We start from the raw sequence: 22340 nt of genomic DNA, 5'->3' as shown, positions 1-22340 counted from the left end.
GCATGCAGCAGTACGGTCATGAATTTGAACCAGAATCCCTTCCGCCCCGCCGGGATGCCGCATCCCGATCTGGACGCCGTTCCCTATCCTGCCGATGATCCCGCCCGGGTCACGGCCCTGCTTGCACGCTGCCCGGCGGCGGCGCCGACACCGCTGGTTTCGGTGCCGGAACTGGCGCTGGCCGGTGGGGTGGGCAGCCTGTGGATCAAGGATGAACGGGCGCGCATGGGGCTGGGCAGCTTCAAGGCCCTGGGCGCGGCCCATGTGATTGCCCGCGATGCCGAGGCCGGCCTGGCCCGGGGGCGCACCTATGTGACCGCCAGCGCCGGAAACCACGGGTTGTCGGTGGCCGCAGGGGCGCGCGTCTTCGGGGCGCAGGCCCGTGTCTACATCGCCGAAACCGTGCCCGAGAGCTTTGCCGAACGGCTGCGGGCCGAGGGGGCGGAGGTCCGCCGGGAGGGGGCCGATTACGAGGCCAGCATGGAGGCCGCCGCCCGCGCCGCCGAGGCCGAGGGGCTGGATCTTCTGTCCGACAGCTCCTGGCCCGGCTACATGGAGCGGCCCCACGTGCTGATGGAAGGTTACCTGGCCCTCATGGCCGAGGTCGCGGCAGAGATCCCCGATGCGCCGACCCATGTCTTCGTGCAGGCCGGTGTCGGTGGCCTGGCCGGGGCCGTGGCGGCCTTCGTGCGCGCCCGCTGGGGTGCGGCGCCGGTGATCGCGGTGGTGGAGCCCGCCTTTGCCCCCGCGCTGCAGGGATCCATCGAGGCCGGCGCGCCGGTGGCGGCAGAAGGGCCTGTTTCGATCATGGGGCGCCTGGACTGCAAGGAACCCTCGCTGATCGCGCTGAAGGGGCTGGCCCGCGACGCGGATCTGTTCCTGACGGTGACCGAGGAAGAGGCCGAGGCCGCGGTGGCGCGGGCGGCGGCGGCGGGGTACGAGACCTCTGCTTCCGGGGCAGCCGGGCTGGCCGGGGTGCTGGCGCTGTCGCGGATGGGGCATGCACTGGCGCCCGGGGGCGGTGCGCGGGTGCTTTGCATCCTGTCGGAGGCCGCGTGATGCCCCGCAACCTGATGTTCCGAACTCCCAAACGCGGCTTTGCCGAGGATGAATTCCGCGACCGGGTCGCGCGGGCCCAGGCGGGGCTGGCACGGGCGGGGCTCTCGGCGCTGCTGATCAGCACCGAGGCGGAGCTGCGCTATTTCTCGGGCTTCCTGACCCGGTTCTGGGAAAGCCCGTCGCGGCCCTGGTTCCTGGTGGTGCCGCAGCAGGGGGACCCGGTGGCGGTGATCCCTTCCATCGGGGCGCATCTGATGGGGCAGGGCTGGATCCGCGACATCCGTACCTGGCGGGCGCCGCAGCCCGGGGATGACGGGGTGTCGCTGCTGCTGTCGACCCTGTGCGAGCTGGTTCCGGCCGGCGGGCGCATTGCCCTGCCGGAGGGCACGGGGACCTGGCTGCGCATGCCTTTGGAAGATTTCCGCCTGCTGGAACAGATGCTGACGGCCCAGGGCCGGGCGGTGACCGGCGACAGCGGCCTGGTGACCGGGCTGCGCATGGTCAAGTCCCTGGCGGAGATCGAAAAGATCCGCACGGCCTGCGCCATTGCCGGCTGGGCCTTCGACAGGGTGGGGGAAATCGCCCGCCCGGGGCTCGCGCTCGACGAGGTGTTCCGCCGGTTCCAGGGGCTGTGCCTGCAGGAGGGTGCCGACTGGGTACCCTACCTGGCCGGGGCCGCGGCGCCGGGTGGGTACGGCGACGTGATCTCCCCCGCGACGGAAAGACCGCTGGCGGCGGGGGACGTGCTGATGCTGGACACCGGCCTGATGTGGGACGGCTACTTCTGCGATTTCGACCGCAACTTCAGCCTCGGCCCGCCGGACCGGGCGGTGGCGGAGGGGCATGCGGCCCTGGTGGAGGCCTGTGCCGCAGCCCGCGACATCGCGCGCCCGGGCGCCCGGGTGAGCGATCTGTTCCACGCGATGGACAGGATCGTGACCGGCGGCAAGGGCGGGTCGGACACCGGGCGGCTGGGCCACGGGCTGGGCATGCAGCTGACGGAGGAACCCTCGCTCATCGCGGCGGAGGATCGGGTGCTGGAAGCGGGCATGGTCCTGACGCTGGAGCCGGGGATAGAGCTGTCGCCGGGGAAAATGCTGGTGCACGAGGAAAATCTGGTTATCGTCGGGGACGGCAGCGAATGGTTGACGACCCCTGCATCGCCGGAGATGACCGAAATATGAACGAGATCTTCCCGCATCGCCTGGACCCGGTCCATGCCCCCCAGTTCGGCCTTGTCGTTCTGAAAAGCGACGAGACGGTGGAGCGCGATTTCCGCGACCTGCTGCCGCGCGAGGTGGAGCTGATGGTGTCGCGGGTGCCTGCGGGGGATGATCTGACGCGCGCCAACCTGGCAGAGATCGCAAACCACCTGAGCCAGGCGACATCGCTCTTCCCGACGGGGGTGCCCTTTGCCGCCCTGGGCTATGCCTGCACCTCGGGCACGGCGGAACTGGGCGCGGACCGGGTGGAGGCGCTGGTCTCCGCCGCGGCGAAGACACGGGCCGTGACCAACCCGCTGAGCGCGCTTGTCGCTGCCTGCGCCGCGCTGGAGATACGCTCACTTGGCGTGCTGTCGCCTTACGAGCCCGAGGTCGCCGCCCGGCTGCTGGAGGCGCTGGAGGGGCAGGGCCTGTCGGTGGGGGTGCATGGCACCTTCTCCGTCCCGCGGGAGGCGATGGTGGTGCGCATCGACAGCGGGTCGATCCTGTTCGGCGCGGCAGAGCTGGCCCGGCAGGGCAAGGCGGATGCGATCTTCCTCAGCTGCACCAACCTGCGCACGCTGTCGCTGATCCCGCTGCTGGAAGAGGAACTGGGGATCCCGGTCCTGTCGTCCAACCAGGTCCTGGCCTGGCACATGATGCGGCTGGCGGGGATCGACGCGCCGGGGCCGGGGCAGCTGTTCAGCTGTGGTCTTCCGGTTGCGGTGCCTGGCTAGGCGCGCGGGTCAGCTCGGCGCGCAGCGCCTCTATCAGGTCCTCGGTCCGGCGGTCTTCCTCTATCGCGAGGCGACGGATGCGGAAGTGGACCCGGGCCATGTCCTGGTAATAGCTGGTATAGGCATAGTTGACGGCGGCCCCGGCGGCGGCGCCCAGCACCGGCACGGTCTGGGCCGCCAGCTTCTGCCCGAGGGAGGCCGCCAGGCGCGGCGCGACCGAGGATATCAGCCCGTGCAGCGTCGTCCCCGTCAGGGTCAGCCGGGTGGCCAGGAAGGCCGCATCGGCGCCGTCGTCCGACGACAGCGGCCCGGCGGAGGCAAAGACGCGGATCGAGTCGAACTGCACGTTGCGGGCCGAGGGATCGAAGCCTTCTTCCGCCGCGACGCCCTGGATCGTGCGCAGCAGCACGGTCGTCGTCACCGGCAGCTCCGCCAGGGCGGAGGGCAGCCCGCCCAGGCCGCCCGCTGCGCCCAGCCCGGCGGTGACGGCCCGGTTGAGCCAGCCCGGCTGATCCCGCACCAGCCCGCGCGATCCCTCTGCCGCCTTCATCGCCGTTTCCAGCGCGGTTTCCGTGGCCCGGTCCAGTCGGCCACGCACCCCTTCGGGCAGCCTGTCCAGCAGGCCTTCGGCCCGGGTGCCCAGCAGGGTCAGCACCTGCAGGCCCGGCCCGCCGGCGCGCCGGTGCAGGCGGGCGAGGGCGGTGATTTCATCGGCCAGGGCCGGGGGCAGGGGGGCGGTGTCGGTCTGGGTCATCTGGTCCTCCGTCAGGACAGAGATGGGGGCGGCGGGGGCGAAAGGAAAGGGTGTGGGCGTAGGGCGGGGGCGGATGATCCGGCGGGGTGATCGCGCCACGCCGCCCGTCTTTCGCAGCGTCATGTCTTTGCTCCGTCACGCCGGAGCGCTAGCTCATGTTCCCATGAGATATGGCACCGGGGCATTCCAGGCAGACAGGGACGGGCGCATCGCGCCTGACGCCGCCTTCGTGGCGCGGCTGGTGGCGGCGCAATTCCCCGAATGGCGGCACGAACCCGTCACCCCGGTCGAGCCGGGCGGCTGGACGAACCGCGCCTTCCGCCTGGGGGCGTCGAAGCTGGCGCGGCTGCCCACGGCCCATGGCTACAGCGAACTGCCGGCGCGGGAAAAGCTGTGGCTGCCGCTGCTGGCGCCGCAGCTGCCGGTAAAGATCCCCGATGCGATCGCCCTGGGCACCCGGGGGTTGGGCTATCCCTGGTCCTGGCTGATCACCGGCTGGATCGAGGGCACGGCCCTGCGCCCCGGCGCGGTCATGGAGATGCTGCCGGATCTCGTGCGTTTCGCGGTCGACCTGGCGGGTTTCCTGGCCGGGCTGCAGGCCGCGACTCCGCCCGAAGGCGTGGCGCTGCCGGTTCCGGGGGCGCTGAACTTTCACCGCGGGGGCGAGCTGTCGGTCTATGCCGCCGAGGTGGAGGAAGCGCTTGCGCGGCTTTCCGGCCGCATTGACCGAGCGGCGGGGGCGGCGCTCTTCGATCGCGCGCTCGGGTCCCGCCGGACGGCGGCGCCGGTTTTCGTGCATGGCGACCTGGCGCCGGACAACATGCTGCATCGTGACGGGCGGCTGGCGGCGGTGATCGACTGGGGCAACCTGTCCTTCGGCGATCCGGCCTGCGACCTGGTGATCGCCTGGACCGGCTTCGACGGCCCCGCGCGGCAGGCCTTCCGCGCAACACTGGAACGGGATGCGCGCCTGGATGCGGGGGCATGGGCCCGGGCCCGGGGCTGGGCCTTCTGGAAGGCGGCCAAGGTGCTGGCGGGGACCGATGGCAATCAGTCCACCGCCGGGCAGGCGGAGGCGCTGATCGCCACCCTGATCGCCGAAGACCGTGCAGAGCAGGGGGCGACCGGTCAGGGATAGACACGCCTGGGATAGACACGCCATGGATTGACCGACCGACGGAGGGTGCGGCGGTCGGCCCGGTTGCGTCAGCTGGGGGCGAAGGCTGCCAGGTCCGCGACGCGGCCGGTTTCCAGCGCCTCGCGCGCGGCGGCGATGCTCTCTGCCGGCCATGTCCACCAGGCCAGGCGCTTCAGCTCGGCGATCTCCGCCTCGGCAAAGCGCAGGCGCAGGACGCGGGCGGGGTTGCCGGTGACCACGGCGTAGTCCGGCACCCGGCCGCCTACCACCGCGCCCGCCCCCACGATCACCCCGTCCCCGATCCGCGCCCCCGGCAGCACCGTGGCGCCATGGCCCAGCCAGACGTCATTGCCGATCACCGTGTCGCGGCGGTCGGGCTGGTAGTCTTCGGGCACGGCGGCGCCGAAGACGGGGAAGGGATAGGTGGAAGGCCCGGTCATCGCGTGATTGGCCGAGGAGGTGAGAAAGCGCACCCCGTGGGCGATCTGGCAGAACCGCCCGATCACCAGCCTTTCGCGGCTGAAGGGGAAGAGGTAGGGCGCCAGCCGCCCGGCCCAGTCCGCCCCGTCGGCGGGCGGATCGAAGTCGGAGGCATAGGTGTAGTCGCCCACCTCGAACTGCGGATGGGTGATCAGCGGCCTGAGGTAGGCCGTGCCGGTGACGGCGCTGCCATCGGGCAGGCGGATGGGATGGGCGCAGCCCGGATCGGGAAGGGAGAAAGGCATGGAACCTCCTTCGAAACACGTGAGATTTTCAGGGTTTCAAAGGTGCTGGTCCATCGCGCCCTCCATCATCTGCGATCCGGTTTCGGCGCCCAGCCTAGCACGGCGCAGCCTGTCACGGAAGGCGGCGTCATTTCTGGCCGGGACGGTTGAGCGAGAAGAGCTCCCGCGTGGCGGCATAGTCGCGGTAGCCCAGGCGCGACAGCGTGGCGATGGCGGAGACGTCGAAGATGCCGTCCTTCAGCGCCGCGTCGTCGATATGCACGCCCACGACCTCGCCGATGACCATGACGTTGTTGTCGCCCGCCAGGGGCACGATCTGCGTCATCCGGCATTCCAGCGCGGCGGGGGCGGCGGCAACGCGGGGGCAGTCGATCTGCAGGCATTCGCCCTTTTCCAGGCCGGCCGTGGCGAATTCATCCTCCGTCGCGGGCAGGCTGGCGGAGGAGGCATTCATCGCATCGCGCAGGGCATAGCTGACGATGTTGCAGCAAAAGACCCCGGTTTCGCGGATCTGGCTGACGCTGTCCTTGCTGCCCTCGCGGTCGGGCTTGGTGCCGGTGGAGGCGAACATGACCTGCGGCGGGGTGTCGGCCACGGCGTTGAAGAAGGAATAGGGCGCCAGGTTGTCCCCCGTCGCGCCCCGGGTGGAGATCCAGCCGATCGGCCGGGGCGCGACGATGGCCTTGAAGGGATTGTGCGGCAGGGGGTGGCCGTCGGCGGGGGTGTAGAACATGGGTGCCTCCATAGGTTTGCCGATGACCTAATCCCGTGCTAGGCCCCTTTCCAACCAAAAACCGACCAGACGAGCAGCAGCCCCATGTTCACGCTGACCCCGGAAACCACGGATGACTGGTGGGAGGTCGAGGCGCTCTACGACCTCTGCTTCGCGCCGGGGCGTACCGCGCTGAGCTCCTACCGGTTGCGCGATGACGTAGCCCCCGTGCCCGGCCTGTGCCAGCTGGCGCGGGACCGCGAAGGCATCCTGGCGGGGGCCATCCGCTACTGGCCGATCCGCGTGGGCGATCAGCGTGCGCTGCTCCTGGGCCCCGTCGCCGTGCACCCGACGCACCAGGGCGAGGGGCTGGGCGGGCTGCTGATCAATGCCTCCCTGCATGCCGCGCGGGATGCAGGTTGGGAGCGGGTGATGCTGGTGGGCGATGCGCCCTATTACTCGCGCTTCGGCTTCTCGAAGCTGGAGGACGTGGTGATGCCGCCGCCCACCAACCCCGACCGGGTGCTGGGGTTGGAGCTGCAGGAAGGCGCCTGGGCGGGTGTGGCCGGAGAGGTCACCCGGTTTTCCTGACCCGGTTTCCAGACGTGGTTTCGTGAAATGGACGTCCTGACACGGCGCTGTGTGCCTGTGGGGTGTATCTGAGTGGGGGCCATTATGGAGCAGCCCCGGCCGGTTGTTTCGCACCGCGCGTTCTTCGCGATGGGTTTTCCGGCATGGGTTTTCCAGCGCGGGTTTTCCTGATCGGGTCCGCCGAGGTGCCGGGGGAATGTGATCTTTGATGACGGAGCGCCGGCGCATGGTCGCGCGGGATGTGCATCGTGCCGGGGGCTGCGAGGGCGGAGAGGCCGGGGGCGCTGCCCCCGGACCCCCGGGATATTTCTGGCCAAAAAATGGGAGGGGCGGGGCGCGCCGCGGCAGGCCGTGGTGCGGGCGGGGATGGAGGGATCCCCGGATGGCAGGCGTGAGTGCACATGGGAGAGGGGCAAGGGGGGCAGAGCCGTGGGCGAAGGGTCTTGCGCGGGGCCTTCGGCGTGGCAGGCGCCATGCGTCGGTGCCGGGCGGTGGTGGAATGGGGGGCAGGAAAGGCGAGCGGGGGCAGGGGCGGGGGAACCGGGCGCTCAAGGAGCCGGTGGGAGCGGGGAAGGGGCCGGAAGAAGGGGGCCGAAGAATGGGGCTGGAGCGTTGGCGTCGAGATTGGCGTGAGGAGGCGGCAGAGGGACGCGGCAGAGGGATGTGGCAGAGGGATGTGGCGTTTGATCTGGTCGCGAAACTTGGTGGACGATCCCGGTGGGGCGACGCGGGGAGGTCATGTGGGGAGGTAATGACAGCGGGAGGCAATGACGTGGTGCAGTAATGTCTTGCCGTAATGACGTGGAAACGCGGCGGTGGGAAAAGTGAACGCGCCCTGCCGGGGGACGGACAGGGCGCGGGGAAGGGGCTCCCTCCGGAACCGATGCAAGCAGCGCCGGCTTTCCCAGGGCCGACGCCCCTGTCCTAGCGCGAAGATGTTACCGGAACCTTTCCCGGACCGAACGGTAAGATGTTGGAACCTGTGACTTGCCTGCCTATGACTTGCCTGCCTATGACTTGCAGGCCTGTGACTTGCCGACCTTTGATTTGCCGAGCGATGCCTTGGCGGAGTGTATTCTGTCTGCAGATTCCCTGCCGCCTATGTCCCGTGGGCCTGTGCGCGGCGCGGCGCGGCCGCGTCCTGGGGGGCGGGGTCCTGTCGGACGGTCACCCGCCCCTCTCGCACCCCGTCGCACCCAGACGGGATCAGAGGCCTTCGAATTCGCAGATCGTGACGACGTCCATGCCCAGCTCTTCCAGCCGGCGGCGGCCGCCGAGTTCGGGCAGGTCGACGAGGAAGGCGCAGGAGACGATTTCGCCGCCCAGCCGTTCCACCAGCTTGATCCCGGCCTCTGCCGTGCCGCCGGTGGCCAGCAGGTCGTCGACCAGCAGGATGCGTTCGCCGGGATGGATGGCGTCGTCGTGGATCTCTACCTCTGCAGCGCCGTATTCCAGCTGGTAGCTTTCGCCGATGGTGGCGGCGGGCAGCTTGCCCTTCTTGCGCACGGGCACGAAGCCCAGGCCCAGCTGGTGGGCGATGGCGCCGCCGAGGATGAAGCCGCGCGCCTCCAGCCCCACGACCTTGTCGATCGGCACACCGGCGTAGGGGTGCAGCATCTGGTCGATGGCCAGGCGCAGGCCGCGCGGGTCACCGAAGAGCGTGGTGACATCGCGGAACAGGATCCCCTCGTGCGGGAAGTCGGGGATGGTGCGGATGTAGTCCTTGACGGTCTTCACCGGGGTCTCCTTCGGGCCTTCGGGGGCGCGGGCGCATGGTCTGCCCAAGGTCTGACAAGGGCATGGTGGCCGGGCAAGGAAAACCCCGGGACGGGCCGAGATGGCCGGGCGGGTGTGGCCGGGGGACCATGGGCATGCGCGAAGGTGCCGGCAAGAGGGGCGGTTTCGGGCGGAGAGGATGGGGGATTAGGGGGCGGTGATTAGGGGGGGGATATTGGTGGATTGGCATCCACCCTACGGCGTCATTGGGACGCGTAGGGTGGATGAAATCCACCGTCCGACCGCCCCCGTTCGCCACCGGCCTCAGGCCAGCGTGCGGCCCAGAAGGGCCTCGATCTTCGCGACCATGTCCGGATCGCGCTTGTCGGGCGCGGTCAGCATGGCGAAGTCGAGCGCGCGGTTGCACCCGGTGCTGCAATCGGTGAAGGGCGCCGCGGCCAGCGCGGCGGCGAGGGCTGCCACCGTGGCGCGGGCATGGGCGCCGTTGGCGGCCAGGACGCGGCGGATCTCGGTCACGTCGACCTCTCCGTGATGGGGGTGCCAGCTGTCGTAATCGGTGACCATGGCGAGCGAGGCATAGTGAAGTTCCGCCTCCCGGGCGAGCTTTGCCTCGGGCATGTTGGTCATGCCGATCACGTCGGCGCCCCAGCTTTCGCGGTACATCCGGCTTTCCGCCAGGGTGGAGAACTGCGGCCCCTCCATCGCCAGGTAGGTGCCGCCCTCGTGCACCGTCACGCCGGCCGTGCGCGCGGCCTTGCCCGCCATGGCGGCCAGATCGGCGCAGATCGGGTGGGCGACGGAGACATGGGCGACGAGGCCCGGGCCGAAGAAGCTCTTCTCCCGGGCGAAGGTGCGGTCGATGAACTGGTCCACCACGACGAAATCACCCGGCGCCATCTCCTCCCGGAAGGAGCCGACGGCGGAGACCGACAGGACATGGGTCACGCCCAGCTGTTTCAGCGCGGCGATATTGGCGCGGTAGGGGACGGAGGTCGGGGTTTCCACGTGGCCGCGCCCGTGGCGGGGCAGGAAGCAGACCTGCAGCCCCTGCAGCCGGCCCGTCAGCACCTCGTCCGAGGGCGCGCCCCAGGGCGTCTCCACGGCGACCCAGGCGCGGTCTTCCAGCCCCTCGATATCGTAGATCCCCGAGCCGCCGATCACTGCCAGTTTCACCATGTCATGCTCTCCGTTCGTGCCGCGCCTTCGGGGGCTGCCCCCCAAAGGACTGTCGGCGGATCATGGGCGGACTATGGGCGGACCCCCGGCCGGAGTTCAAGGGCCCTTCGCGGCCTGCCGTTCGTCGGCCAGCCGGGCCAGCTCCGCGTCGCATTCCGCGATCTGCTCCTGAAGGGCCAGGGGCTCTTTTGTCATCTTGTCGATATAGGCCGTCGCGGTGGAGCGGGCGTCGAAGACCTTGTCGCCGACATGGTATTTCACGCCGCCGATCAGGGGCTTCTTCTCCTGGATCTCGGGCAGGGGCGCGCCGGAGCCCGGCAGCTGGCCGAGCCTGGCTGCGGCCTCCGCCCTGCGCGCCTCGACCTCCCGGATCCTGCCGTCGATCTCTGCCAGCCTGTCGGCCTGGTCGAGCGCGGCCATGCGGCTGTCGAACTCTTCGCCGGTGATCTCCTCGCTGCGCTGGAAGATCACGAGGAAGCCCCCGGTGTAGGAGGCGCCGAAGCCATGGCCCAGGCCCCAGCCGTAGCCATGGGCATGGTTGGCTGTGGCGCTGCTGTACCAGTCGGCATGGGAGTAGGTTTCCGCCACCGATCCGCTGAGGGGGACGACGCCCTTGATCTCGGCCTGGATGCGGTTGGCTTCGCGGGTGAAGTCCAGCACGGCATCCTGCAGCCGTTCGAAGTTGGGGTTGAAGAAGTGGATGTCGTGGATCCCTTTCTTGAACTTGCGCGTCTCGCTGGCAATGTCCTTGCGTTCGAACCCGTACCAGAACCAGGCGTGATGGGTTTCTCTCCAGATCGGCATTGAAATCGTCCCCGTATTGAAATCGTCCCCGTATTGAAATCGTGCGCGTGTTGAAAATGCGGTCACTATACGGGGCAGAAGACAGCCCGCAGACGCGCCTGGCAATGCCGCCGACGGGCGGTGCCGTATGGCGTGGCGGAGTGTTGCATTTCCTCTGCAAAGCCTTCCCGCAAGGCCCCCGCGCTTGCCGCCTTGGGGCAAAACGGCTATCCGGGGCCAAATCCTACCTCCCCTCTCAACTGCCCCCTCTCAACTGCCCGGACAGGACCAGCCATGCGCAAAGCCATACTGGCGAGATTCGCCCAACGCATCACCTTGCCCGACCTGCGCCTCGCCCCGACGACGAGCGACGCCCTGTCGCCCGACCGCCTGCGGATCGAGCTCCTGTCGGGCCTCACCGTGGCCCTGGCGCTGGTGCCCGAAGCAGTGGCCTTTGCCTTCGTGGCCAACGTCAACCCGCTGGTGGGGCTTTACGCCGCCTTCATCATCGGCCTGGTGACCTCGCTCATCGGGGGACGGCCTGGCATGATTTCCGGCGCGACGGGGGCCATCGCGGTGGTCATCGTGGCCCTGGTGGTCACCCATGGGGTCGAGTACCTCTTTGCCGCCGTGGTCCTGATGGGGATCATCCAGATCTTCGTCGGCTTCATGAGATGGGGGAAATTCATCCGGCTGGTGCCGCACCCGGTGATGCTGGGCTTCGTCAACGGGCTGGCCATCGTGATCTTCCTGGCGCAGCTGACCCAGTTCAAGGTGCCCGGCACGGCCGAGGCCGGTGGCCACGGCACCTCGGGCGGGGAATGGCTGTCCGGCGGGCCGCTTCTGCTGATGCTGGGGCTGGTGGTGCTGACCATGGGCGTCATCCACTTCATCCCGCGCGTCACCAAGATCATCCCGGCGCCGCTGGCCGGCATCCTCGTGACCGCCGTGATCGTCATCGCCTTCGGCCTGGACGTGCCGCGCGTGGGGGACATGGCCTCCATCAAGGGCGGCCTGCCGGAATTCCACATCCCCATGGTGCCCTTCACCTGGGAAACCCTGAAGATCGTGCTGCCCTATTCGGTCATCATGGCCGCCGTGGGCCTGATCGAAAGCCTGCTGACCCTGAACCTGGTGGGTGAAATGACCGGCCAGAAGGGCGGCGCCAGCCAGGAATGCGTGGCCCAGGGCACCGCGAATGTCATCACCGGATTCTTCGGCGGCATGGGCGGCTGCGCCATGATCGGCCAGTCGATGATCAACGTGAAATCCGGCGGCCGCACGCGGATCGCCGGGATCTTTGCCGCGCTCTGCCTGCTGGGCTTCATCCTCTTTGCCTCGCCGCTGATCGAGCAGATCCCGCTGGCGGCGCTGGTGGGGGTGATGTTCATGGTCGTCATCGGCACCTTCGCCTGGAACAGCTTCAAGATCCTGACGCGCGTGCCCATGACCGATGCCGTGGTCATCGTCCTGGTGACCGTCGTCACCGTTATGACGGACCTGGCCACCGCCGTGGTCGCGGGCGTCATCGTGTCGGCCCTGGCCTATAGCTGGAACGCCGCCCGCCGCATCTCCGCCAGCACCGAGGAAACGGCAGAGGGCAAGGTCTACAAGATCACCGGGCCGCTCTTCTTCGGATCCACCGACGGCTTCGTCGAGCTCTTCAAGCCGGAGACCGATCCGGAGCTGGTGATCCTCGACTTCAACGACAGCCGCGTGGTGGACCAGTCCGCCCTGCAGGCGATCGAGACGGTGGCCGCCAAGTACGAGGCGGAGGGCAAGGCGATCCAGCTGCGCCACCTGAGCCGGGATTGCCATGAGCTGCTGAAGAAGGCGGGGCACCTGATGGTCGACAGCGACGACGACCCCGATTACGAGCTTGCCGTGGACTACGGCGTGCGCACGGGGATCCTGGGCGGGCACTGACCGCCCGGGTTGCCGCAGCCGCAACCGCCAGGAAAGAGGGCCGCCGGGAGAGATCCCGGCGGCCTTTTCGTTGCGCGGGTGGTGAAGGGGGAGGGGCTTTGCCCGCCCGTCGCCGGAGGGCGGCAATGTGAGAAGGAAGGGGGGCTTTGTCCGCCCGTCGGCGGAGGCGACAATGTGAAAAGGAAGGGGGGCTTTGCCCCCCGCCTCCGTGCCGGAGGCTCCCCCCAGGATATTTTTGGCCAAAAAATGGGAGGGGCGGGGCGCCCGTGACAGGCGTGAGGATGCCGTAGACGGGTGGGGGCGCTAGGGTGAACGGCCGGCGGTCAGACGCGGATGCCGTAGCGGCTGATCTTGTCGTTCAGGGTGCGTCGCGCGATGCCCAGGGCGCGGGCGGCGCGTTCGGTGTTGCCGCGGCAGCGTTCCAGCGCCAGGCGGATTTCGCGGGCCTCGAAGGCCGCGACGCGGTCGGGCAGGCTCTCGGCCTCCGTCGCGGGGGCGGCGGGGCTGGCGGGGGCCTCCGGCATGTCGAGGCCAAGGGCAAAGCGTTCGGCCAGGGCCTTCAGCTCCCGCACGTTGCCGGGCCAGGGACGGCGCAGCAGGGCCTGTTTCAGCGCATAGTCGGGCTGGGGCGCCTCGCGGCCGTAACGGGCGGCGGCCAGCCCCGCGTAATGGCTGAAGAGCAGCAGGATATCGTCGCCCAAGGCGCGCAGAGGCTCCACCGCGATCTCCGCCCCGGCGAGGCGGTAGAAGAGATCGGCGCGGAAGCTGCCGTCGAGGGTGAGCGGGCGCAGGTCGGTTTTCGACAGGGCCAGGATGCGCAGGTCCAGCGGGCGCAGCCGGTTTTCGCCCAGCCGTTCGACCTGGCGTTCCTGCAGCGCGCGCAGCAGCTTGGGCTGCAGGGCCTTGGGCATCGCCTCCACCTCGTCCAGCACCAGCGTGCCGCCCGAGGCGGCCTCCAGCTTGCCAGGCTTGTCGCCCGCGCCCGGAAAGGCGCCGGCGACATGGCCGAAGCATTCGATCTCGAACAGGGTTTCGGGCAGGGCGGCGCAGTTGATCGCCACGAAGGGGCCCTTCGCGCGGGCCGATCCCGCGTGCAGGGCGCGCGCCACCAGCTCCTTGCCGGTGCCGGTCTCCCCGGTGATCACCAGGTCGAGGTCGGTGGGCGCCAGCACCGCGATCCGCTCGCGCAGGGCGCGCATGGCGGCGGACTGGCCTAGCAGCCCGTGATCTTCGGCGCCACGGGTCAGGCTGTCCTGCAGGCGGGTGATTTCCGCCCGCTGCGCCCGGCCGCGCAGGGCACGTTCGACGACCGTCACCATGTGCATGCCGTCATAGGGCTTTTCCAGGAAATCCTCGGCGCCCGCACGCATCGCCCGCACCGCCTGCGGCAGGTCGCCATGGCCCGAGATCAGCACCACCGGGCAATCGGGATCACGGTCGAGGCAGGCGGCAAGCACCGCCTCGCCATCCATGCCGGGCATGCGCAGGTCGCTCACCACCAGGTCGGGCCGGTCGGGCGCGGCCAGCGCGGCGCTGCCCCCGGCAAAGCCCGCCGCACGGAAGCCCGCCGCCTCCAGCAGGTCCACCAGCGCCAGCCGGTGATCGGTGTCGTCCTCCACCACGTGGATCAGCGCGGTCATTCCGCAGCCTCCCGTCCTTCATCTCCTGCATCCGCCTTGCCCGCCAGCAGCGGCAGCACGACGGAGATCACCGCGCCCCCCTCCGGGCAGGAGCGGATGTCGAGCCGCCCGCCGAATTGCTGGACCACCTCGGAGGAGATCGCAAGCCCGAGGCCCAGCCCCTCTCCGCCCATCTTGGTCGACACGAAGGGTTCGGTGATGCGCGGCAGGACCTCCGGGTCGATGCCTGGCCCGTTGTCGCGCACGGTGATCCAGAGCTCTCCGCCCTGTTCGGCCAGCGACAGGGTGACCTCGCCATGGCCCGGCTCCACCGCCTCGATCGCATTGCCCAGCAGGTTCACCAGCACCTGTTCCAGCCGCACCTGGCCTGCCATGACGACCGGATCGAAGGCCGGTGCTTCGAAGCGGGGTTCGACGCCCGCGATATCGGCGCGCGGCTGCACCAGCTGCAGGGCCGAGCGGGCGACGGGCACCACCGCCACGGGATTCAGCGGCGCCACTTCGCGCCGGGAGAAGTTCTTCAGGTGCCTGGTCATCCGCTGCATCCGGCGGATCAGCCCGCGCGCCGATTGCAGGCGCTGCGCGGTCTGTTCGGGGGCGCGCGACAGGCTGAACTCGGCCGCCGTCAGCGTGGCCTCCATCGCCGCAAGCGGCTGGCTGACCTCATGCACGATGGCCGCCGACATCCGGCCAAGCGCGGCCATCTTCGCCGTCTGCACCAGGTTTTCCTGCGTCGCGCGCAGGTCGGCCTCTACCTCGCGCCGGCGCTCGATCTCCTGCGCCAGCTCGGCGGTGCGCTGCGTCACCTTGCGCTCCATCACCTCTGTCTGGCGCAGCCGGAGGGAGATCAGCCGGGCGCGGTGGCGGCGCATGTCGGCCAGGCCAAGACCCAGCAGCGCGGTCAGCAGCACCAGCACGAAGGTCAGCCCCGCCGCTGCCTGTGCCGGCCAGAGCGGCGCGGCGGCGATCAGGCGCCAGCCATGTTCGAAGGCGGTGGACCGCAGCACGGTGGCACGGCCCAGGCCCGGCACCTCCAGGGTGCTGCCGCCGGGGGGCAGCAGGGGATCGGCACTGCCCAGGGGCGTGTTGAAATAGAGCCGGGAGGCGCGCAGCCGGTCCAGCGCCGGATCGGCCAGCGGGTAGAGCGGGCGATAGCGCCAATCGGGCAGGGAGCTGAGGAAGACCACGCCGTCGCGGTCGGTCACCGCAACCCGCTGCGTGGTTTCGATCCAGGCGGCCTCCAGCGGGCGCATGTCGATCTTGACCACCATGACCCCGGTGGGCATGTCCGCATCCGTTCCGCCGATCGTCCCGCCAATCCGGGCGGAGATGAAATACCCCGGCTCCCCGGTGGTCACGCCGATGGCGTAGACGGCGCCGCTGCCGGTGGCCAGGGCATCGGTGTAATAGGGGCGGAAGCTGTAGTCATGACCGACATAGCTTTCGGCGTCCTGCCAGTTGGAGGAGGCGATGGTGACGCCATCGGCCCCCAGCAGGTAAAGCTGCCCGCTGTCGGAATGCCGGGTCACGGCCTGCAGGTAGCGGTTGGCGGCATCGACCACGGCGGGGTCGTCGGGGTGGCGCAGGGCCTCGGCGATGCGGGCATCCTCGCCCGCGACGCGCGGCAGGTAGCGGAAGCGGTCGACCTCTGTCTGAAGGGCGTGGCTGCTGACTTGCAGGGTCTGTTCCAGCCCCTGGCGCACCTGCAGCAGCATCCATTGCCAGCTGAGCGCGGCACAAAGCAGCGCGCAGAAGGAGACGACGGCCAGCCTCGTCCACCAGACGGAGCGCATGCGTCGCGTCAGGGCCTGCCGCCGGCGGGCGGTCAGCAGGGCGCTGCGGGGATCAGTCTGCGGGGCAGGGGGTGACATGGATCGGCGCCTCGGATGTGGCGCCCAGCAGGGTACATCCGGCCCCGCAGAGCGTCCATGCGGAAGGTGTCTCGCCGGAGGCAGCCAGCACCAGTTCGGGCACCGGCGGCAGGTCGGGGACCCAGATCCACCAGCCGTCCTCGAAATGGCCGCCGGGCCCCGGTTCCATCCCCGCGCCCGATCCCTTGACCGAGGCCCGGATGAGGTGGAGGCGACCGGCGTCGGTCACCTCCCATGTTTCGCGCCAGTCTTCCTTTTCCACCGAATGGGTCCATTCGAGGGTGAAGTGGTTCCCGCCCGCCAGGGCGAGGACCATGGCGCCTGCCAGGACGCAGCCGGTCACGAGGCCACCGGCTGCGTCCGGCGCAGCCACATCAGCAGGCCGAAGACCACCACCAGGGCAAAGCCGATTTCATCGGTGATCGGCAGGGAAGCCACCAGGGTGAAGGCCGCGACGACCGCGATCACCCGTTCCCAGATCGCCAGCGGGCGACCCAGCCAGCCGATGACGCAGGCACCCCAGAGCGCGATGGCCAGCAGGGCCTTCAGGATGACATAGGCGACAGCCGGCCAGTAGCCGATTTCGCCCGCCAGCGCGCCACCGTCCTGCAGCATCAGGGCGGGGGTATAGACCGCCATGAAGGGCACGACGAAGCCCGCGGCCGCGACCTTGATCGCCTCGAAGCTGATCTTCAGCCCGCTTTCCTTGGCGATCGGGGCGGCGGCGAAGCAGGCCAGCGCCACCGGCGGCGTCAGGTCCGCCAGGATGCCGAAGTAGAAGACGAACATGTGGCTGACGATCAGCGGCACGCCCAGGTCCAGCAGCGCCGGCCCCGCGATGGAGGAGGTGATGATGTAGTTGGGGATCGTCGGGATCCCCATGCCGAGGATGATGCAGGTGATCATCGTCAGGATGAGGGAAATGAAGAGGCTGCTCTGCCCCACGCTGACGATGAACTGGCCAAAGGTGTTGGCCGCCCCCGTCAGGGTCATCACGCCGATGATCACGCCCACCAGGGCGCAGGCGATGCCGACCGGCAGGGCGGTCTTGGCCCCGTCCGCCAGGCTGTCGCGACAGACGGCCAGCGTCTCCCGCCCGCCCTTGGTGATGGCCGAAACCAGCACCATGACGAAGATCACCAGCAGCAGCGCGTTGATGCCGAACTTGAAGAAGGCCGAGGCGCAAAGCCCGAGCGCGATCCAGAAGACCACCCGGATCACGTTGGAGGAAAAGCCCATGGCGATGGACATCCCCAGGATCAGCAGCCCCGTCAGCGCCAGCCCGATGGTGCCCGCAAACAGCGGCGTGTAGCCCGAAAACAGCAGCCAGACCAGCACGGCCAGGGGCAGGATCAGGTACCAGCCCTCCTTCAGCGCCTTGCGGGCGGAAGGCATCTCGTCCCCGCTCAGCCCGCGCAGGTCGCGCTTGCCGGCCTCCAGGTGGACCATCCAGAAGGCCCCGGCGAAGTAGAGGATGGCAGGCACCAGCGCGGCCTTCACGACCTCGATGTACTGCACGCCCAGGGTTTCGGCCATGATGAAGGCCACGGCGCCCATCACCGGCGGCATGATCTGCCCGCCCATGGAGGAGGTGGCCTCCACCCCGCCGGCAAAGGCGCTGCGGTAGCCGAAGCGCTTCATCAGCGGGATGGTGAACTGCCCCGTGGTGACGACGTTGGCCACGCCCGAGCCGGAGATCGTGCCCATCAGGCCGGAGGACAGGACCGAGACCTTGGCGGCCCCGCCCATGCGGTGGCCCACGACGCCAAGGGAGACATCGGTGAAGAGCTTGATCATCCCCGCCTTTTCCAGGAAGGACCCGAAGAGGATGAAGAGGAAGATATAGGTGGCCGACACATAGGTCGGGATGCCGTAGATGCCCTCGGTCCCATAGGCGATCTGCTCGACCACCTGTTCGAAGGCATAGCCCCGGGTCTGCATGGCGCCCGGCGCGTATTGCCCGAAGAAGGCATAGGCCAGGAAGACGCCGCAGATGATCGGCAGGGCGGGGCCCATCAGCATCCAGGCGGCGGCAAAGACGCAGGCCACGGCGAGGCAGCCGAAGACGAGGTCGGCGGTGTTGGGATCGCCCGCGCGGAACAGCAGCGGCGTGTATTCGATCCACTGGTAGGCGGCCACGGCGACGCCGGCGGCGGCCAGCAGCCAGCACAGGGTGCGGCCCAGCGGGCCGAAGCCGCGCCCGATGGCCAGCATCGGGAAGCCGAGCGCCATCAGGAAGCCCACGTGCACCGCGCGCATCACCTGGCTGGGCAGGTCGATGACATGGGCGGCAATGGCGATCTGGTAGGCCGAGAAGATCACGGCGAGCCAGAACAGGAAGCGCCCGATCAGCGAGACCGGGAAGCCATCGGCAAGCGGATCGTGATGATCGGCGGAATCGCCGGCGGCTGCGGCCGGCTGCGGTGCATTGGTCATGGATGTCCTCCCGTCGTGGCAACGGCCCGGGCAGGGCCCGGGCCGTCTCCGCGTGGACCTGATCTTACATCAGGCCCTGTTCCTTGTAGTACTTGATCGCGCCGGGATGCAGCGGGATCGGAGAGTTCTTGACGGCATTGGCGATGTCGATCGCACCCGCCGCGGCATGGGCCGCCTTCAGGTGGTCAAGGTTCTCGAACAGCAGCTTGGTCATCTGGTAGGCCAGCTCATCCGACACGTCGGTGGAAGTCACCAGGATGTTGGTGATCGCCAGCGTCGGGATGTCCGCGTCCTGGCCGGGGTAGGTGCCGGCGGGGATCACGCCTGCCGCATAGGGCGCGCCCAGGGTTTCCGCCACTTCCGGCGGTACGGAGACATAGGTCACGTCCTGGGTGGAGCTGAGGTCCTTCAGCGCGGCGGAGCCGAGCCCGGAGGATTGCAGCGTCGCATCCAGCTGGCGGTTCTTCATCAGCTCGACCGATTCCGCGAAAGGCAGGTATTCGACCTTGCCCAGGTCGTCATAGGACATGCCGAGCGCGCCCATGATCTTGCGGGCGTTGACCTCGGTCCCGGACTTGGCCGCCCCGACGGAGACGGACTTGCCTGCCAGGTCGGTCACGGTCACGGCGCCCGATGCGGCGGTGGCGGCGATCTGGATGTAGTTCGGGTAGATGGCGGCGATGGCGCGCAGCTTGTCCAGCGGTTTGGAGAAGCCGACGTCGGCGTTGCCCTCGAAGGCATCCTTGACCGAGTCACCCAGGGCGAAACCGATCTCGCCGCGGCCCTGCTGCAGCAGGTTCAGGTTCTCGACCGAGGCCTTGGTGGATTGCACCTGGGTCTTCGCGTCGGGGATGTCCTGGGCGTAGATGTCCGCCAGGGCCACGCCCAGCGGGTAATAGACCCCCGAGGTGCCGCCGGTCAGGACGTTGATGAATTCCGTGGCCATTGCGGCCGGGGCGGAAAAGGCGATGGTGCCGGCGACAAGCGCGCCGAGCCCGAAAGGCTTGAACATGGATTATCCTCCCAATCCAGCGCGCTCCTTACGCGCTGTGCGGGGTCAGCTTGGGGGAGGCCCGCGCCCGGTGCAAGCTTGCATAGTCATCTATATGTCAGAAAGATCGCGGGGATCTGCCCGGCGCGGGGCGGGTTTCTGCCAGCGGCGGCTGCCGGGGCGGTTCCGGCCTGGCCGCAAGGCCTGGTTTGATCTGGCCTGGGGCGGGATCAGGACGGGACAGCGACGGGGCAGGGGCAGCGACGGGGCAGGGGCGGGGCAGGAAGCGCGATCACCCTTCCGGCTGCAGGCTCTTGCGGGCCTGCATGTGGGCGCGGGCCGCGTTGACCGTCTCCACGGCGACCAGCCTGCCGTCGCGGTGGCGCGCGATTTCCAGCGTGGCATTGTCGGACAGGTCCGACAGGTCGCCGGCCGTGACCACCGCCGTGTCCCCGGGCCGCGCCAGGCCCGCGATCTGCAACCGCGCCGCCCCCTGGTTGGACCAGAACCAGGGCACGCCCTGGGGCGGCGGCGTCCTGCCCGCCAGGATCGCCGCCACCCGCCGCGCCTGTTCAGAGGCAGAGGCCACGGATTCCAGCCGTACCGGTCCGGGGGAAAAGGGCGTCGGCGCCTCGGCACAGTCGCCGATGGCGAAGATCGCCGGATCGCTGGTGGCATGGGTGCCGTCGGTGCGGATGCCATTGCCGATCTCCAGCCCCGCATCGCGGGCCAGTTCCACGTTGGGGACCACGCCCGCCGCCAGCAGCAGCAGATCGAAGTCATGGCTTTCGCCATCTGACAACTGCAGGCACTGTCGCGTGACCGCCTCTATCCGGGCCTCCAGCCGGATATCGGTCCCCCGGGCGGCATGGTAGCGGTGCACCCAGTCCGCCATTTGCGCACTGACCGAACGCCCCATCAGCCGCGGCGCGGCTTCGAACAGGGTCACCTGCAGGGGGCCACCCTGCAGGGCGGCGGCGGTTTCCAGCCCGATGAAGCCACCGCCGATGATGGCAAGACGCCCTCCGCAAGGGGGGCCGGAGGTCCTGCCAGCAATCTTGCCAGTGGTCTTGCCAGTGATCTTGCCAGTGATCTTGCCTGCGGCGGCGGCTCCGCCCTCCACCTTCCCGAGTGCTGCGATCAGGCGGCGGGTGTCGGCGGCATTGCGCAGGGCCAGCGGCTGCGCGTCCTGCAGCCCCGGGACCGGGGGCAGGCGGTTGCGCGCCCCGGTGGCCAGCACCAGCCGTTCATAGGGCAGGGTGGTGCCGTCGCTCAGCGCGACCTCCGCCCGGTCGCGCAGGATCCGCCGGGCCGTGATCCCCTGCCGCAGCGTGACCTGCTGCCGGGCATAGAGCGCCTCGCCCCGCAGGGGCAGCCAGCCCGCCGCGCCGCGGGATTTCAGCACCTCCTTGGACAGGGGCGGGCGCTGGTAGGGAAGCTCCGCCTCGTCGCCCAGCAGGGTGACGGGCCCCTCGTAGCCCTGCTGGCGCAGGCCAAAGGCGCAGTCCACCCCGGCCTGTCCGCTGCCGATGATGACCACCCCGCTCATCGCATCAGCCCCGGCAGGAACAGCGTGATGGAGGGGAAGCCGATCAGCAGAGCCATCACGAAGACCTCGCAGACCAGGAACCAGCCGACCCCGCGGAAGATCGTCCACATGCCGACCTCGTTGCCGACCACGGATTTCACCACGAAGACGTTCATCCCCATGGGCGGGGTGATCATGCCGATCTCGATGTACTTGACCACGATGATGCCGAACCAGATCAGGTCCAGGTCCAGCGCCTTCATCATCGGCAGGAAGACCGGCATGGTGATCAGCATGATCCCCAGCGGGTCCAGGAACATGCCCAGGATCAGGAAGATGATCGACAGGGCCAGCACCACCAGCAGCGGGTCCGCGGCCCAGCCGCCCACCATGTCCACCAGCATCGACGACACGCCGGTCAGTGACAGCAGGCGGGTGTACATCACCGCGCCCATGCCGACGAAGAAGATCTGCGCGGTGACCGCCATCGTCTCCTGCAGCGCGGCAAGGAAGCGCCGGGGCGTCATCCGCCGCTGCACCAGCGCGATGGCCAGGGCCAGCGCCGCGCCGACGGCGCCGGCCTCGGTCGGGGTGACGATGCCGCCGTAAAGCCCGCCGATGATGCCCAGGATCAGCAGCGCCAGCGGCCATGTCTCCCTGAGGGAGGACATCCGGTCCCGCTTCAGCGTCGCCAGGTCGGCCTCGTCCAGGCGGGGGGCCAGGGCGGGGTTCAGGCGGCAGCGGATCAGGATCATGATCACGTAGGCCCCGCCCGTCAGCAGCCCCGGGATGACCCCGGCGATCAGCAGCTGGGAGATGGAGACCTCGGCGAAGACCCCGTAGAGCACCAGCAGGATCGAGGGCGGGATCAGCGCCGACAGCGTCCCGGCAGAGGCAACGACGCCGGTCGCCAGGCCCTTGTCGTAGCCCACGCGCAGCATTTCGGGGATGGCCAGCCGCCCCATGGCGGCGGCGGAGGCGAGGGAGGATCCGCAGGCGGCGGCAAAGCCCGCGCTGGCCATGTTGGCCGCCACCGCCAGCCCCCCCGGCAGGGCCGAGAACCACAGGCGCGCGGCGCGGAACAGGGCGCTGGAAATGCCGGTCTGGTTGGCGATGGCCCCCATCAGCAGGAACATCGGGATCGCCGTCAGGTCCCAGCTGGCCGCGAAGGAAAACGGCGTCTCGCGCAGGATCGACAGGGCAATGGGCCAGTTGCGGACATAGGCCAGCCCGCAGACGGAGACGACGCCAAGGGCGACCCCGATGGGCGTGCGCAGGCCGATGAGCGTCAGCAGGATGGCCAGGGTGACCAGGCCGAAGATCAGGCTGTCCAT

At 69.3% G+C, this 22340-nt stretch carries 19 protein-coding genes; 6 read left to right on the top strand and 13 right to left on the bottom strand.

Annotated features, from left to right (window positions below; translation table 11 throughout):
- Positions 1-18: 18 nt before the first annotated feature.
- The 3 genes from AC2IR1_RS17530 to AC2IR1_RS17520 are packed head-to-tail and all read left to right on the top strand — an operon-like array spanning position 19 to position 2998.
- Entirely contained in the window at positions 19-1059 is a 1041-nt protein-coding gene (locus tag AC2IR1_RS17530; RefSeq protein WP_486473256.1) for a pyridoxal-phosphate dependent enzyme, read from the top strand.
- Positions 1059-2243, top strand: a complete 1185-nt coding sequence (locus AC2IR1_RS17525) for a M24 family metallopeptidase (protein WP_486473255.1) — start codon at positions 1059-1061, stop codon at positions 2241-2243. The genes AC2IR1_RS17530 and AC2IR1_RS17525 overlap by 1 nt, the downstream gene beginning before the upstream one ends.
- A complete protein-coding gene (locus AC2IR1_RS17520) occupies positions 2240-2998 on the top strand; it encodes a maleate cis-trans isomerase family protein (protein ID WP_486473254.1) in 759 nt (252 codons plus the stop codon). Before AC2IR1_RS17525 ends, AC2IR1_RS17520 begins: the two co-directional genes overlap by 4 nt.
- Here the strand turns inward: AC2IR1_RS17520 and AC2IR1_RS17515 are convergent.
- Positions 2964-3752 (bottom strand): EcsC family protein, encoded by a 789-nt coding sequence (locus AC2IR1_RS17515; protein WP_486473253.1) that lies wholly within the window; start codon positions 3750-3752, stop codon positions 2964-2966. The two genes, AC2IR1_RS17520 and AC2IR1_RS17515, sit on opposite strands and share 35 nt — an antisense overlap.
- 163 nt (positions 3753-3915) lie before the next feature.
- Between AC2IR1_RS17515 and AC2IR1_RS17510 the strand changes: the two genes are divergently transcribed.
- On the top strand, positions 3916-4890 hold the full coding sequence (locus AC2IR1_RS17510) for an aminoglycoside phosphotransferase family protein (RefSeq protein ID WP_486473252.1): 975 nt from the start codon (positions 3916-3918) through the stop codon (positions 4888-4890).
- Between the two features lie 68 nt (positions 4891-4958).
- On the opposite strand, the gene AC2IR1_RS17505 is transcribed toward AC2IR1_RS17510, so the two are convergent.
- Positions 4959-5615 (bottom strand): CatB-related O-acetyltransferase, encoded by a 657-nt coding sequence (locus AC2IR1_RS17505; protein ID WP_486473251.1) that lies wholly within the window; start codon positions 5613-5615, stop codon positions 4959-4961.
- A 127-nt stretch (positions 5616-5742) separates the two neighbouring features.
- Positions 5743-6348 (bottom strand): flavin reductase family protein, encoded by a 606-nt coding sequence (locus tag AC2IR1_RS17500; RefSeq protein WP_486473250.1) that lies wholly within the window; start codon positions 6346-6348, stop codon positions 5743-5745.
- Between the two features lie 84 nt (positions 6349-6432).
- Here AC2IR1_RS17500 and AC2IR1_RS17495 point away from each other — a divergent pair, with 84 nt between their 5' ends.
- The gene (locus AC2IR1_RS17495; protein ID WP_486473249.1) at positions 6433-6918 is read left to right on the top strand and encodes a GNAT family N-acetyltransferase; all 486 of its coding nucleotides are present in this window, start codon (positions 6433-6435) and stop codon (positions 6916-6918) included.
- Between the two features lie 1206 nt (positions 6919-8124).
- Here AC2IR1_RS17495 and AC2IR1_RS17490 read toward each other — a convergent pair.
- The 3 genes from AC2IR1_RS17490 to AC2IR1_RS17480 all read right to left on the bottom strand — a co-directional run bounded on the left by AC2IR1_RS17490 (position 8125) and on the right by AC2IR1_RS17480 (position 10635).
- The gene (locus tag AC2IR1_RS17490) at positions 8125-8655 is read right to left on the bottom strand and encodes an adenine phosphoribosyltransferase (RefSeq protein WP_486473248.1); all 531 of its coding nucleotides are present in this window, start codon (positions 8653-8655) and stop codon (positions 8125-8127) included.
- Positions 8656-8958: 303 nt separating this feature from the next.
- Entirely contained in the window at positions 8959-9831 is an 873-nt protein-coding gene (locus AC2IR1_RS17485) for an S-methyl-5'-thioadenosine phosphorylase (RefSeq protein WP_486473247.1), read from the bottom strand.
- Positions 9832-9927: 96 nt separating this feature from the next.
- Positions 9928-10635 carry a hypothetical protein gene (locus AC2IR1_RS17480; protein ID WP_486473246.1) on the bottom strand — a complete coding sequence of 236 codons (708 nt, stop codon included), beginning with the start codon at positions 10633-10635 and terminating at the stop codon, positions 9928-9930.
- A 273-nt stretch (positions 10636-10908) separates the two neighbouring features.
- Between AC2IR1_RS17480 and AC2IR1_RS17475 the strand changes: the two genes are divergently transcribed.
- Positions 10909-12540 (top strand): SulP family inorganic anion transporter, encoded by a 1632-nt coding sequence (locus AC2IR1_RS17475; protein ID WP_486473245.1) that lies wholly within the window; start codon positions 10909-10911, stop codon positions 12538-12540.
- A 323-nt stretch (positions 12541-12863) separates the two neighbouring features.
- Here AC2IR1_RS17475 and AC2IR1_RS17470 read toward each other — a convergent pair whose 3' ends face one another.
- The 7 genes from AC2IR1_RS17470 to AC2IR1_RS17440 all read right to left on the bottom strand — a co-directional run bounded on the left by AC2IR1_RS17470 (position 12864) and on the right by AC2IR1_RS17440 (position 22340).
- Positions 12864-14180 carry a sigma-54-dependent transcriptional regulator gene (locus AC2IR1_RS17470; RefSeq protein WP_486473244.1) on the bottom strand — a complete coding sequence of 439 codons (1317 nt, stop codon included), beginning with the start codon at positions 14178-14180 and terminating at the stop codon, positions 12864-12866.
- Complete coding sequence (locus AC2IR1_RS17465) at positions 14177-16051, bottom strand: sensor histidine kinase (RefSeq protein ID WP_486473243.1); 1875 nt, start codon at positions 16049-16051, stop codon at positions 14177-14179. The genes AC2IR1_RS17470 and AC2IR1_RS17465 overlap by 4 nt, the downstream gene beginning before the upstream one ends.
- On the bottom strand, positions 16026-16394 hold the full coding sequence (locus AC2IR1_RS17460) for a DUF1850 domain-containing protein (protein ID WP_486473242.1): 369 nt from the start codon (positions 16392-16394) through the stop codon (positions 16026-16028). Before AC2IR1_RS17460 ends, AC2IR1_RS17465 begins: the two co-directional genes overlap by 26 nt.
- Positions 16391-18487 carry a TRAP transporter permease gene (locus AC2IR1_RS17455; protein ID WP_486473241.1) on the bottom strand — a complete coding sequence of 699 codons (2097 nt, stop codon included), beginning with the start codon at positions 18485-18487 and terminating at the stop codon, positions 16391-16393. Before AC2IR1_RS17455 ends, AC2IR1_RS17460 begins: the two co-directional genes overlap by 4 nt.
- A 64-nt stretch (positions 18488-18551) precedes the next feature.
- Entirely contained in the window at positions 18552-19499 is a 948-nt protein-coding gene (locus AC2IR1_RS17450; protein WP_486473240.1) for a TAXI family TRAP transporter solute-binding subunit, read from the bottom strand.
- A 271-nt stretch (positions 19500-19770) separates the two neighbouring features.
- Positions 19771-21027, bottom strand: coding sequence for an NAD(P)/FAD-dependent oxidoreductase (locus AC2IR1_RS17445; protein WP_486473239.1), 1257 nt, complete (start codon positions 21025-21027; stop codon positions 19771-19773).
- On the bottom strand, positions 21024-22340 hold the full coding sequence (locus AC2IR1_RS17440) for a TRAP transporter large permease (protein WP_486473238.1): 1317 nt from the start codon (positions 22338-22340) through the stop codon (positions 21024-21026). Before AC2IR1_RS17440 ends, AC2IR1_RS17445 begins: the two co-directional genes overlap by 4 nt.

It is taken from the genome of Pseudooceanicola sp. NS-SX8 (assembly GCF_057380755.1).
This window is presented reverse-complemented; position numbering and strand designations above follow the sequence as displayed.